The sequence below is a fragment of the Kineococcus sp. G2 genome (assembly GCF_037154035.1).
Classification (GTDB): Bacteria; Actinomycetota; Actinomycetes; order Actinomycetales; family Kineococcaceae; genus Kineococcus.
On the sequence record NZ_JBBBEM010000113.1, the window covers coordinates 67,447 to 80,154 of the forward strand.

Annotated in this window: 13 protein-coding genes; 3 read left to right on the forward strand and 10 right to left on the reverse strand. The window is 76.2% G+C overall.

What is annotated here, in order from left to right:
• Positions 1 to 55: 55 nt before the first annotated feature.
• From V9U69_RS16160 to V9U69_RS16190, 7 genes are read right to left on the reverse strand one after another with little or no spacing between them, the layout of a single operon-like run.
• Positions 56 to 982: an amidohydrolase family protein gene (locus V9U69_RS16160; RefSeq protein WP_337062879.1), complete on the reverse strand. Its 927-nt coding sequence runs from the start codon at positions 980 to 982 to the stop codon at positions 56 to 58.
• Positions 979 to 1,989: an aldo/keto reductase gene (locus V9U69_RS16165; protein WP_337062880.1), complete on the reverse strand. Its 1,011-nt coding sequence runs from the start codon at positions 1,987 to 1,989 to the stop codon at positions 979 to 981. The genes V9U69_RS16160 and V9U69_RS16165 overlap by 4 nt, the downstream gene beginning before the upstream one ends.
• A 2-nt stretch (positions 1,990 to 1,991) precedes the next feature.
• Positions 1,992 to 2,744, reverse strand: a complete 753-nt coding sequence (locus tag V9U69_RS16170; protein ID WP_337062881.1) for an SDR family NAD(P)-dependent oxidoreductase — start codon at positions 2,742 to 2,744, stop codon at positions 1,992 to 1,994.
• Positions 2,741 to 4,114 carry an enolase C-terminal domain-like protein gene (locus tag V9U69_RS16175; protein WP_337062882.1) on the reverse strand — a complete coding sequence of 458 codons (1,374 nt, stop codon included), beginning with the start codon at positions 4,112 to 4,114 and terminating at the stop codon, positions 2,741 to 2,743. Before V9U69_RS16175 ends, V9U69_RS16170 begins: the two co-directional genes overlap by 4 nt.
• On the reverse strand, positions 4,111 to 4,962 hold the full coding sequence (locus V9U69_RS16180) for a fumarylacetoacetate hydrolase family protein (RefSeq protein WP_442907791.1): 852 nt from the start codon (positions 4,960 to 4,962) through the stop codon (positions 4,111 to 4,113). Before V9U69_RS16180 ends, V9U69_RS16175 begins: the two co-directional genes overlap by 4 nt.
• Positions 4,959 to 7,394, reverse strand: a complete 2,436-nt coding sequence (locus tag V9U69_RS16185) for a glycoside hydrolase family 95 protein (RefSeq protein WP_337062883.1) — start codon at positions 7,392 to 7,394, stop codon at positions 4,959 to 4,961. The genes V9U69_RS16180 and V9U69_RS16185 overlap by 4 nt, the downstream gene beginning before the upstream one ends.
• 1 nt (position 7,395) lies before the next feature.
• Entirely contained in the window at positions 7,396 to 7,548 is a 153-nt protein-coding gene (locus V9U69_RS16190; protein WP_337062884.1) for a hypothetical protein, read from the reverse strand.
• A 192-nt stretch (positions 7,549 to 7,740) separates the two neighbouring features.
• On the opposite strand from V9U69_RS16190, the gene V9U69_RS16195 reads away from it, so the two are divergent.
• Entirely contained in the window at positions 7,741 to 8,712 is a 972-nt protein-coding gene (locus V9U69_RS16195) for an acetylxylan esterase (RefSeq protein ID WP_337062885.1), read from the forward strand.
• Between the two features lie 110 nt (positions 8,713 to 8,822).
• Positions 8,823 to 9,488: an HD domain-containing protein gene (locus tag V9U69_RS16200; protein ID WP_337062886.1), complete on the forward strand. Its 666-nt coding sequence runs from the start codon at positions 8,823 to 8,825 to the stop codon at positions 9,486 to 9,488.
• Positions 9,489 to 9,513: 25 nt separating this feature from the next.
• On the opposite strand, the gene V9U69_RS16205 is transcribed toward V9U69_RS16200, so the two are convergent.
• Positions 9,514 to 10,416, reverse strand: a complete 903-nt coding sequence (locus V9U69_RS16205; protein WP_337062887.1) for a DMT family transporter — start codon at positions 10,414 to 10,416, stop codon at positions 9,514 to 9,516.
• Positions 10,417 to 11,022: 606 nt separating this feature from the next.
• On the opposite strand from V9U69_RS16205, the gene V9U69_RS16210 reads away from it, so the two are divergent.
• On the forward strand, positions 11,023 to 11,712 hold the full coding sequence (locus V9U69_RS16210) for a class I SAM-dependent methyltransferase (protein ID WP_337062888.1): 690 nt from the start codon (positions 11,023 to 11,025) through the stop codon (positions 11,710 to 11,712).
• A gap of 111 nt (positions 11,713 to 11,823) precedes the next feature.
• On the opposite strand, the gene V9U69_RS16215 is transcribed toward V9U69_RS16210, so the two are convergent.
• Both V9U69_RS16215 and V9U69_RS16220 read right to left on the reverse strand, forming a co-directional pair.
• The gene (locus tag V9U69_RS16215) at positions 11,824 to 12,171 is read right to left on the reverse strand and encodes a transcriptional regulator (protein WP_337062889.1); all 348 of its coding nucleotides are present in this window, start codon (positions 12,169 to 12,171) and stop codon (positions 11,824 to 11,826) included.
• Positions 12,171 to 12,602 carry a hypothetical protein gene (locus V9U69_RS16220; RefSeq protein WP_337062890.1) on the reverse strand — a complete coding sequence of 144 codons (432 nt, stop codon included), beginning with the start codon at positions 12,600 to 12,602 and terminating at the stop codon, positions 12,171 to 12,173. The genes V9U69_RS16215 and V9U69_RS16220 overlap by 1 nt, the downstream gene beginning before the upstream one ends.
• Between the last annotated feature and the right edge of the window lie 106 nt (positions 12,603 to 12,708).

Consider the following 12,708-nt stretch of genomic DNA (forward strand, 5'->3'; position numbering starts at 1 on the left):
CCAGGCCACGTCGGTGTGGGAAGCGCTTTCACGCTAGGTCGCCCCGCACCGCGCGTCAACCGGCGGGCAGGTTCCCCCGGGAGGGCCGACCGTCCGCCTCCGGGGGGACCGCGGCCCGCGCACCGGCCGGGGTGAGCCCGTAGACCGGCCGCGCTGCGGCACCGAGGACGGCACTGCGCTCGGCCTCGGAGAGGTCCCGCACCAGCGCGCTCGTGCGCCGCACCACGTCGCCGTAGCCGCCGGCGAGGGTGCTGACCGGCCAGTCGGTGCCGAGCAGCAGCCGCCGCGGGCCGAACACCTCCAGCAGGTGCTGCACGACGGGTGCGAGCAGCTCGTCGCCGCCCCCGGGCGGCAGGAGCGTGAACAACCCGGACACCTTGCAGACGACGTTCGCGCAGCGGGCCAGGTCGGCGGTGCGCTCGCGCCACACCGCCAGCGCCACGGGGTTCAGCGGAGGTTTGGCCGCGTGGTCCAGCACGAACACCGCCTCCGGCAGCTCCCGCGCCAGGTCGGTGGCGGCGGGCAGCTGGTCGAGGCGCACCAGCAGGTCCTGCACCAGGCCCGCCGCGGCGACCGCGGCGGCACCGCGGCGCACGTCCGCCCGGCGCAGCCAGTCCGGGTCCGGCTCGTCCTCCACCTGGTGCCGCACGCCGCGCAGCAGGCCCCCGCCGGGTGCGGCGCGCAGGGCGGCCAGCTCGTCGGTCACCGCTGCACCGCGCAGGTCCACCCAGCCGACGACGGCGGCGACGAGCCCACCCGACCCCTCTGCCGCGGCCAGGAACTCCCGCGTCTCGGCGGTCTCGGCGACGGTCTGCACGAGCACCGTCGAACTCACCCCCGCCGCGGCCGCCTCCCGCGCCAGGTCGGCCGGCCCGAACGGCCGGTGCAGCGGTTCCAGACCGGGGCGCTGCATCCACGGGTAGCGGCGGCGCGCGGGGTCCCACAGGTGGTGGTGGGCGTCGACGAGCCCCGCCGGGTTCACCGGGGTTCGCCGGGCGGCGGCCCACCGGGCAGCGGGATGTCGGCGCGCACCAGGCCCTCCCCGCGCAGCGCCGCCCAGAACGCCGCCGGCACCGGCACGTCCGGCAGGGCGACGTCCGCACGCACCTCCTGCGGGCTGCGCATGCCCAGCAGCACGGCGGCCACGGCGGGGTGCGCGAGGACGGCCTGCACCGCCACCGCGGGCAGCGGCACGCCGTGCGCGGCGGCGAGCGCCGCCAGCCGCTGCGCCCGCGCCAGCACCTCCGGCGGCGCGGGCGCGTAGGAGTACGTCGCCCCGGGCGCGGGGGCGTCGGCGGCGAGCAGGCCGGAGCCGAACACCCCGCCGAGCACCACCGCCGCCCCGGCGCGCTGCGCCGCCGGCAGCAGGTCGTCCAGCGCGTCCTGCTCCACCAGGTTGTAGCGGCCGGCGAGCAGCACCACGTCGAGGTCGAACTCCGCCAGGAACCGGGTGGGCATCGCCGCCTGGTTCATGCCCACCCCGACGGCGCGCACGACGCCCTGATCGCGCAGCCGCAGCAGCTCCGGCAGGGCGCCGCGGCGCGCCTCGTCCTCGAACTCGTCCGGGTCGTGCACGAGGACGACGTCGACGCGGTCCAGCCCGAGGCGCTCCAGGCTCTCGGACAGGCTGCGCCGCACCCCCTCGGCGGAGAACTCCCACACCGGCTCCACGTCGCCCGGGACGGCGAACCCGTGCGGGTGGTGCACGGGCTCGCCGCGGCGCGGGCGCAGCAACCGGCCCACCTTGGTCTGCAGGACGAACTCCTCGCGCGGCACGCCGCGCAGGAACGCCCCCGTGCGCCGCTCGGACAGGCCCAGGCCGTAGTAGGGGGCGGTGTCGAAGTACCGGAGGCCGCCGGCCCACGCCTCCTCCAGCGCGGCGCGCGCCTGCTCCTCGGGGACCTGCGCGTAGAGGTTCCCCAGCGGGGCGCAGCCGAAGCCGAGCACGGGGACGTCGAGGCCGGTCCTGCCCAGGGTCGCGGTGCGCACCCTCACACCCTGGCGGGCAGCCGCAGGGAGTGCATCCCGCCGTCGACGGCCAGCGCGGTGCCGGTGGCGCCGCAGCGCGGGTCGGCGAGGGAGGCGATGGCGTGCGCGACCTCCTCGGGGGTGACCAGCCGGCCGGTGGGCTGGCGGGCCTCCAGCCGGGCGCGCTCGGCGGCGGGGTCGTCGGCGGCGGCGAGCAGCCGCTGCACCCACGGGGTGTCCACCGTGCCGGGGTCCACGCAGTTCACGCGGATCCCCTCGGCGAGGTGGTCGGCGGCCATCGCCAGCGTCAGCGCCTGCACGGCCCCCTTGGAGGCCGAGTACAGCGCCCGCTGCGGCAGCCCCGCCCACGCGGCGATGGAGGACGTGTTGACGATCGAGGCCCGGCCGGAGCGGCGCAGGTGCGGCAGCGCGGCCCGGGTGGTGCGCACCACCCCGACGACGTTGACGTCCAGGACGCGGTGCCACTGCTCGTCGTCGCCGTCCTCCACGGTGCCGCGGGCGCCGATCCCGGCGTTGTTGACGAGCACGTCCAGCCCCCCGAGGGCCTCGGCGGCGGCGGCCACGGCGGTGCGCACGGAGGCGTCGTCGGCGACGTCCGCGGTGAACGCGGCGGTGCCCGCGGGGGCCGCGGTCGGGTCGAGGTCGAGGACCGCGACGGTCGCGCCGTCGTCGAGGAACCGCCGCGCGGTGGCGGCGCCGATGCCGGAGGCGCCCCCGGTGACGAGGGCACGGCAGCCGGTGAACGACCCGCTCACGCGCGCACCGCGCCGTTCGCGGCGGCCACCGGCGCACCGCCGGGCACCGGTGCGCACGAGGGTCCCGCCCCGCCGTCGCGCCACTCGGGGCCGTCGGGGAACGCGAACCGGTGCAGGGTGGCGGGCAGGACCTCTGCGGAGAAACCCGCCTCCCGCGGCGCCTCGTAGTGCCCGGCGCGCACCCGCACCGGGTGCACGAAGTGCTCGTGCAGGTGGTCGACGTGCTCGACGACGCGGTCCTCGGTCGTGCCGGAGACCGCCACGAGGTCGAACATCGACAGGTGCTGCACCAGCTCGCACAGGCCCACCCCGCCGGCGTGCGGGCACACCGGGACGCCGAACCTCGCGGCGAGCAGCAGGATCGCGACGTTCTCGTTGACGCCGGCCACGCGGGCGGCGTCGATCTGCACGACGTCCAGGGAACCGGCCTGCAGCATCTGCTTGAAGACGACGCGGTTCTGGACGTGCTCACCGGTGGCGATCTTCACCGGTGCCACGGCGCGGCGGATCGCGGCGTGCCCCAGGACGTCGTCGGGGCTGGTGGGTTCCTCCACCCACCACGGGTCGAACGGGGCCAGGGCGTCGATCCACCGCACGGCCTCGCCGACGTCCCAGCGCTGGTTGGCGTCCACCGCGATGCGCACGTCCGGGCCGACGGCCTCGCGGGCCAGCCGCAACCGGCGCACGTCGTCGGCGAGGTCCGCGCCCACCTTCAGCTTGATCTGGGTGAAGCCCTCGGCGACGGCCCGGCGGGACAGCTCCACCAGCTTGTCGTCGGAGTAGCCCAGCCAGCCCGGGGTGGTCGTGTAGGCGGGGTACCCGGTGCGCAGCAGCTCCTCGCGGCGGGCGGCGCGGCCCGGTTCGGCGGCGGTGAGGATGTCCAGCGCCTGCTGCGGGGTGAGGGCGTCGGTCAGGTAGCGGAAGTCGACCAGCGCGACCAGCTCCGCCGGGCTCATCCGCGACAGCAGCTCCCACAGCGGCAGGCCGGCGCGCTTGGCCTTCAGGTCCCACAGGGCGTTGACGACAGCGGAGACCGCCATGTGCATGACGCCCTTCTCCGGGCCCAGCCACCGCAGCTGCGAGTCGTCGATGAACGTGCGCCACGCGGCACCCATGTCGCCGAGGACCTCCTCGACGTCCCGGCCCAGCAGGTGACCGGCGAGCGCGTCGATCGCGGCGACCTGCACGTCGTTGCCTCGGCCGATGGTGAACGCGAAACCGTGCCCGCTCAGCCCGTCGGCGTCGTCGGTGCCGATCACCAGGTACGCCGCCGAGTAGTCCGGGTCCGGGTTCATCGCGTCCGAGCCGTCGAGGTCGCGGGAGGTGGGGAAGCGCACGTCGTGCGTCTCGAACCGCGTGAACGTGCTCATCGGGCGTCTCCCACGGTGTGGCGCATCAGGCCCAGGCCGTCGATCTCCAGCTCGACGACCTGACCGGCGCGCAGGTACGGCTTGGGGTCCGGCCGGCCGAGCGCGACACCGGCCGGGGTGCCGGTGTTCACGACGTCGCCGGGTTCGAGGACCGTGAACCTGCTGATGTAGGCGACCAGCTCACCGACGCCGAACACCATGTCGGCGGTCGTGCCGTCCTGGCGCACCTCGCCGTCCACCCGCAACCGCAGCCCGAGGGCCTGCGGGTCGGGCACCTCGTCGGCGGTGACGAACCAGGGACCCATCGGGTTGAACGTCTCGCAGTTCTTGCCCTTGTCCCACTGCCCGCCGCGCTCGAGCTGGAACTCCCGCTCGGACACGTCGTGGGAGACCACGTACCCGGCGACGTGCGCCAGGCCCTCCTCGGCGGTCTCCAGGTACCGGGCGCGGCGGCCGATCACCACCCCCAGCTCGACCTCGTAGTCGGTCTTCACGCTGCCCCGCGGGATCAGCACCTCGTCGTTCGGTCCGATCACGGTGGCCGGGGACTTCAGGAACAGGATCGGCTCGGCGGGCAGCGGGGACCCGGTCTCGGCGGCGTGGTCGCGGTAGTTCAGCCCCACGCACACGATCGTCACCGGCCGCGGCACGGGCGCCCCGACGCGCTGCCCCGTCAGGTCCACGACGGGCAGGTCACCTCCCGCGACGGCGGCGGCGGCCGCGCGCAGGTCGTCCGCCGACCAGGGCCGGTGGGGGTCCAGGACACCGGTGAGGTCGGCGCCGGTCCCGTCGTCCAGCAGGGCGAGCGGGCGCTCGCGGCCCGCCTCCCCCACGCGCATCAGCTTCACGTCGGTTCCTCGCTCATCGGGTCGGGTTCGGGCATCGGGTCGGGGACGGGCACGTTGGTGCGCTGCCCCGCGGTCAGGTGGAACTCCCCCAGCGGCACGTCGCGGCCGGGGGGCCCGGCGACCAGGCGCACCCGGCTGGCGCGCAGCGCCGTCAGGGTCGCGCGTTCGAGGCGGCCGCCGCGCCAGGTCAGCTCCACCTCGGCACCGGCGCGGGTGCGCAGGCCGCGCACCGCGCCGTCGGGCCAGTCCGGCGGCAGCGCGGGCAGCAACCGCACCTCCTCGTCGCCGGACTGCACGAGCGCCTCGGCGACGGCGGCGGCCAGGCCGCTGTTGCCGTCGAGCTGGAACGGGGGGTGGGCGGAGAACAGGTTCGGGTACAGGCCACCGGCCTGGCCGGCGGCGCCCTCCGGCACGGGCCGCAGGCACCGCCGCAGGGTGCGGGCGACGCGGTCGCCGCGTCCCAGCCGCGCCCACAGGCACGCCCGCCACGCCAGCGCCCACCCCGTGGACTCCTCCCCGCGCAGGTCCAGCGTGCGGGCGGCGGCCGCGGCGAGCGGGCCTGCGGGGTGCACCAGGTCCAGCGGGAACAGGCCCACCAGGTGCGAGGTGTGCCGGTGCTCCGGCTCGGCCTCGGGCAGTTCCTCGCGCCACTCCAGCAGTTCCCCGCGCGCGCCGGTGCGCGGGGCGGGCAGCTCGGCGAGCGCGTCCCGCGCCCGCTCCAGCAGGTCGTCACCGGGGCCCGTGCCGGCGGTGGCGGTGACGTCGAGCAGCGCCCGCAGCGCGGCGGCGGTCAGCGCCAGGTCGCACGCGCTGCTGACGGCGGCGGCGCGCGGTGCCCCGTCGCGGTCGAGGAAGCGGTTCTCCGGGGAGGTGGACGGCGCGGTGCCCAGGGTGCCGTCGGGCAGCCGCACCAGCCGGTCCAGCACGAACTGCGCCGCTCCGGCGAGCACGGGCAGCGCGGCGCGGGCCGCGGCGGCCGGGTCGGCGGAGAACCGGACGTGCTCGTGCAGGTGGGTGGCCAGCCACGCGCCGCCGTACGGCCACGCCGACCACTCCGGCCGCGGCCAGCCGCCGCCGGCGGTGGCGGTGGTGGCCCACACGTCGCTGTTGTGGTGCGTGACCCAGCCCGCCGCTTCGTAGGAGCGCCGCGCCGTGTCCCGCCCGGCGGTGGCGAGGCGGTGCACGAACGCCAGGAGCGGTTCGTGCAGCTCCGGCAGGCCCCACACCTCCACCGGCCAGTACGCCATCTGCAGGTTGATGTTCGTCGTGTAGTTGCTGCTCCACGGCGGCTGCAGCTCGGCGTTCCAGATGCCCTGCAGCGTCAGCGGGTGGGTGCCGGGGCGGGAACCGGCCACCAGCAGGTACCGGGCGTGCGCGACGGCCAGCTCCACCAGGGCGCGACGGCACCCGCCGGCGCGCTCGCCCTCGTCCGCGGCCAGCCGCAGCAGCTCGTCGGTGCCGACACCCTGCGGCGCGGTGCCGCCGAGGTCGAGGTGGGCGCGTCCCCACCAGCCGGCGAGGTCGGCGCGGTGGGCGCGCAGCACCTCCTCCGTCCCGGCGGTGTCGGCGGCGGCGACGCGCTGCCGGGCGGCGGCCAGCGCTCCCGCCTCGTCGTCGGCGAGGGCGCCGGGGGTGGCGGTGACCTCGGTGGCGAGCAGCACGTCGAGGCTGCGGGCACCGGTCACCCGCAGCCGCGGACCACCCGGCTCGCCCGGTCCGGCGGGGGCCACGTCGCCGTCGGTGCGCACCCGCAGCACGGCGACGGCGCAGCGGGCCGCCTCCCCGGGCGCCGCCCAGGTGACGGGGTCGCCCACGGCGTCCGGGCCCCACGGGCGCACGTCCACCGGCAGTTCGAGGACGGCTTCCAGCTCGGCGCACCCGCTGCCGGTGCCGGAGGCGGCGGCGCGGCGCAGCCGCAACGGGGAGGTGAGGGTGATCGTCACGTCCACCGCCGTGCCGGTGGCGCGCAGGCGGTGCAGCAGCACCCCCGCGGGGGCGCTGACCACGGTGTCCTGGTGCACGGCACCGCCGCCGGGGTGCTCGCGGCGCACCCACGCGGTGCCGGTGGGCAGGTCCAGGCCACGCCCGAACCGGGACACCGGCGCCGGGTCGCACGTCACGCGCAGGTCCCCCAGCGGCAGGTACGCCTGGGTGTGCGGGACGACAACGGTGCCCAGCAGCTCGTCGGCGGTGCGGTGGTCCCCGGCGAGGGCGGCCTCGCGGGCGCGGCGCACCGCGTCGGCGTGGCCGTCGGGCACCTCGTGGACGGGGCCGCCGACGGGGCCGGACCAGGCGCGGTCGTCGTTCAGGGACAGCCGCTCGCCGTCGGCGGCGCCCCAGCACACCGCACCCAGGCGCCCGTTCCCCACGGGCAGCGCCTCGACCCAGGTGCCGGCAGGCGCGCGGTAGCGCAGGACGGGGTCGACGGCCACGTCAGAACCGCACGCCGCCGGCCGTCAGTCCGCAGTCGCCCGCGACCGGGGTGCCGTCGCAGGTGCCGCCGCCCTGGGAGACGTCCGTGCGGCACGTCATCGCCGTGGCCCCCTGCCCGCGCGGGACGCGGCAGGGCCGGTCCGGGTCGTCCACACCATCGTGTCTCCTCCGCCCGCACCACCCGTCCGGGGTGCGGCCTCGACGTCGCGCGGCGGGGTCCCCCGCCGCCGGTGACCGGTAGGAGGAGGATGCCCGCGGGCGCCGACAGGCGTCAAGATGTCATCTGATGATTCCAGCACCAGCGGGGACGCAGTCCCCGTGGCCACCCCGGGAGGAGACCCCGTCGTGCCCCTGTCCGAGATGACCCAGGCCGAGCTCGAAGCCTACGTGCCGCAGTACACCCCCCCTGCCGACCTGCGAGGTTTCTGGGACAGGACCCTGGAGGGAGCGCGTGCCCTGCCCCTCGACCTGGAGGTCACCGAGGTACCCACCCATCTGATGACTCTGACCCACTGGGACGTCTCCTTCACCGGGTACGGCGGCGACCGGGTGCGCGCCTGGCTGGTGCGCCCGCGCGGCGAGGACGGCCCCCTGCCGGTCGTGGTGGAGTTCGTCGGCTACGGCGGCGGGCGCGGCCTGCCCGAGGAGCGGCTCACCTGGGCCAGCGCCGGGTACGCGCACCTGGTCGTCGACACCCGCGGGCAGGGTTCGGTGTGGGGCGGCGGCGGGCACACGCCCGACCCGCACGGCTCCGGGCCGGCGACCCCCGGGTTCACCACCCGCGGCATCCTCGATCCCGAGGAGTACTACTACCGCCGCGTCTACACCGACGCCGCGCGCGCCGTGGAGGCCGCCCGCGCCCTGCCCGGCGCGCGGGCGGACACCGTGGTCGTCGCCGGCGCCAGCCAGGGCGGCGCCCTCGCCCTCGCGGCCGGGTCCCTGGTGCCCGACGTGCGCGCGGTGCTGGCCGACGTGCCGTTCATGAGCCACCTGCGCCGCGCCGTCGAGGTGTGCGGGCTCGACCCCTACCTGGAGATCACCCGCTGGTTGTCGGTGCACCGCGACCGGGCGGAGGAGGCGCTGGCGACCCTGGACCACTTCGACGTCGCCCACCTGGTGCCGTGGGCGAAGGCCCCCGCCCTGTTCTCCGTGGCGCTGATGGACCGGGTGTGCCCGCCGTCCACGGTGTACGCCGCGCACCGCGCCTACGGCGGGCCCGCCGAGCTGGACGTGTACCGGTTCAACGACCACGAGGGCGGCCAGGTGCACCACTGGCGCCGGCAGCTGGCGTGGCTGGGCGACCTGCTGGGGCGCTGACCAACCGTCATAGCGCAGCGCAACCGGCCGACTGCGTGAGGTGCGCCCGCGCGAGGGGAAGGGACCTGAGACCCTCCCGGCGCGCGGGCGCACCCCGTAGCGTTCACGCCGTGAGTGGAGACCACGCTCTGGCCACCGTCCCGCCCCCCGCCGGGCTCGCCCCGCCCCCCGGGGGCGACCTCGTCGCCGCCGCCGAACGGCTCGCCCGGGAGCTGCTGAGGGACCTGCACCCCCGCTGGGAGCACACCCGAGCGGTGGCCGCCCGCGCCGCCGCCGGTGCCGCCGCCGTCGCCCCGCAGGACCGCCCCGTCCTCGTGGCGGCCGCCTGGCTGCACGACGTCGGTTACGCCCCGGACCTGCGCGCCAGCGGCTTCCACCCCCTCGACGGCGCCGACCACCTGCGCGAGGCCGGGTGGCCGCGGTTGCTCGCCTGCCTCGTCGCCCACCACTCCGGTGCGCGCTTCGCCGCCCAGGTGCGCGGGCTCACCGACGCCCTGTCCGCGCACGACGACCCGCGCGCCCTGGCGGGGGCGATCGCCGACGCGCTGACGTGGGCGGACCAGACCGTCTCGGCGGGCGGCGAGGTCGTCGACGTCGAGGAGCGCCTGGCGGACGTGCTGCGCCGGCACGGCCCGGACAGCCCGAACGCCCGGTGCCACCACCTGCGCGGGCCGTACGTGCGCGGGGCGGTGCGCCGCACGGAGGACCGGCTGCGACGCGCGGGTGCGGTGCCCGCACCGGCGCCCGCGCCGCCCGGGGAGGGCCCACCCCGCTGACCGGGCGGCGCCGGGCCCGCCCCGTTCAGCGCACCCGCGCCCGCACCGCCGCCGCGGCGCACACCAGCACCGCGGCGGCCGCCACCACCGTGGACGCGCCCACCCGCTCGCCGAAGAACAGCGCGCACCAGGCGATCGTCAGCACCGACTGCACGAGCTGCACCTGGCTGACGCTCGTCATCGGGCCGATCGCCAGCCCCCGGTACCAGGCGAAGAACCCCAGGAACATGCTGAACACCGCGAGGTAGCCGAACGACAGCCAGCCCGCGGCGCTCGCCTCCGGGCGCTGCCCGGCGGCGGAGACGACAGCCAGCGTCGTCGTCAGCGGCAGGGCCAGCACCAGCGCCCAGCAGATCGTCTGCCACGCCCCCAGCTCCCGCGACAGCAGACCGCCCTCCGCGTAACCGAGCGCCGCGAGCACGACGGCCGCCAGCAGGAGCGCGTCCCCCGCGCCCACCCCGCCCAGGCCCTCGCCGCTGAGCGCGACGAACGCCACGACCGCCACCAGCCCGGCGGCGCTCGCGGCCCAGAAACCGGCGCCGGGGCGCTCGCGGGTGCGCAGGACGACGGCGACGGCGGTGGCGGCGGGCAGGACACCGACGACGACGGCGCCGTGCGCGGCGGGCACCTCGCGCAGTGCGGCGCTCGTCAGCAGGGGGAAGCCGGCGACGACACCGGCGACGACGAGCAGCAGCCGCGGCACCAGCCGCAGCGGCGGGCGGGGTGCGCGGGTGGCGGCGAGGACGGCGACGGCCAGCACGCCGGCGACGGCGGCGCGCCCCGCGCCCACGAACGCCGGGTCGAGGGTGCGCACGGCGATGCGGGTGAACGGCAGCGTGAAGGAGAACACCACGACGCCGAGCAGGCCCAGCAGCGGCCCGGCCGCGGCGGCGAGGGGCCCGGCACCCGGGCGGCCCGATGGTAGCACCGCAGGTTCTGGGCGAGTAGTGCTACTGAGTTCCGTCATGCATCAGCATAGCGGTTCGCGCCGTACCGGCACGGCCCACCGGGCGGCCCCCCTCGCCGGGACGGTTCCCCCCACCGCCCCGAGTTCCGGATTCACGGGCCTGTCGATGGGTGGAGGGCCGGACCGGGTCAGAGCCGAGCGGCAGCAGGACCTCACCCTCATGATCGACTCGTGACGCTGCACCGCTGGCCAGCGGCCGTCCACCCCGACGAACTGGGCGCCATCGCGCACGGGCCGGTGATCCTCGCCCGCGCGGACCGCCCGGGTCGCCACCACGTCGACGGCCGCGCCGTCGGCGTGAGGGGAGTCGACGAGCAGCCGAGAGGCGCGCCGGTGGAACCGCCTGCGCCACCCGGCCGGCCTTGCTCGCGGGCACTCCCGGCTGCTCGGGTGCTCCGGGACGCGGCGTGGAGGTGGAGGTGGAGGTGGAGGTGGAGGTGGAGGTGGAGCTGGAGGTGGAGGTGGAGGTGGAGCTGGAGGTGGAGGTGGAGGTGGAGCTGGAGGTGGAGGTGGAGGTGGAGCTGGAGGTGGAGGTGGAGGTGGAGGTGGAGGTGGAGGTGGAGCACGGTGACGGCAGCGAGCGCGCAGCGCGCACTGGCCTGGTGCGACGCGTGGAACCGAGCACACCCCTGGGACCACAACGCCCACCACCACGGCTGGATCGAACGACACCTGCCCCCGCGCATCGACACGGTCCTGGACGTCGGGTGCGGCACCGGGGAACTGGCCCGCCGGCTCTCCCGACGCGCGAGGCACGTCACCGGGCTCGACGCCGACCCCGGCAGCATCGACACCGCACGGCGCCTCTCCCTCGAACCGAGCCGTGGGCGGGGCGACGTCGACTTCCAGTGCGTGGACCTGATGACCGCCGCCCTGCCCGGCGGGTACGACGCCATCACCGCACTGGCGGTCCTGCACCACGTCCCCTTCGAGCCGGCCCTGGCCCGGCTGCGCGACCTGCTCGCCCCGGCAGGAACACTGGTGGTCCTGGGGGTCTACCGCGAGGAGACGCCCTCGGACCACCTGCTGAGCGCCGCGGCCGTTCCCGCCAACCTCGTCATGGGCACCGTGAAGACGCTGCAGCGGCGATCCCGCCAGCGACCGGTCACCGTGAACCCACCGACCGCCCCCACCACCACGACCCTGCGCGAGATCCGCGACGTCGCAAGCCGGCAGACGCCGGGGGCCGCCCTGCGGCGGCACCTGTTCTGGCGCTACTCACTGCGCTACACCGCTCCGCCGGAGGGGAGCCGATGACCGGGTTCCGCGGCGGCCGGCGCTCGCTCACGTCACTTCCGGCACGGTGCGACGCGCGCACGCTTCTCCGCACCGCTGCTACGTCGTCGTCCAGCGGGGCGTCGTCGCCGGTCAACTGGTGGGCTGCTGAGCGCGGGCGGTGGTGACGATGTCCTGCAGAGCTGCGACGTGGGACTGCAGGGCGGCCTGACCCGTCGCGGTCAGGCGCAGGCGGGTCTTGGTGTAGCGACCTGAGGCGACCTTCCGGATGTCGACGTATCCACGTTCCGCCAGGGCGGTGAGGTTCTTCGACAGGTTCGGCTGGCTCAAGCCGCAGAACTCCTGCACGGCCTTGAAGTCCGCTTCGTCGCAGCCGGAGAGGTAGGCGCAGATGCGCAGGCGCACCGTCGAACTGAAGGTGTCGTCCAGAGCCGGCTCGCCGACGGGTGCCGTCGTCGCTCGAGGCGTGGTCCTGGCCATCAGGTGCGCGGCCTGCCACCGGCGACGAGCACGCCCCGCAGCATCGCGTACCACGCCACGGCCGAGACGACCCCGAGGCCGGTGAAGATCCACGCCAGCTCGCGACCCCCGGTGAACCCGCTGATCACCAAGGAGACCGCGACCAGCAGGAAGGTGGTGTTCTCCGTCCTGGTCCAGCCGCGGTAGCCGTGCAGACCGCGCCGGCGGCGGACGGCCGTGGGCAGCAGGTGGGCGGCGGCGAAGAGCAGCACCGCGGCGGCCACGAACATCAGGTGCTGCCAGCCGGGCTCGCCCCAGGCGACGAAGGCGACCCCGGCGCCGGCACACAGGGCGGAGAGGGTGCACGTGGTGCGCGGCAGGGCGGGGCGGCTGGCGGCGAGGTAGGCGCGGCGGACCTCATCGGCCTGCGCCTGCGCGGTGTCGTGGTCCACGGGTCGAGCTTGACATCCACATTCCATTAGCGCAAGTAGATGCTCTATTGAGCTGCACACGGTCATGCTTGATATGTGGGTGATCGGGGGCCAGTCTCCGGTCTGA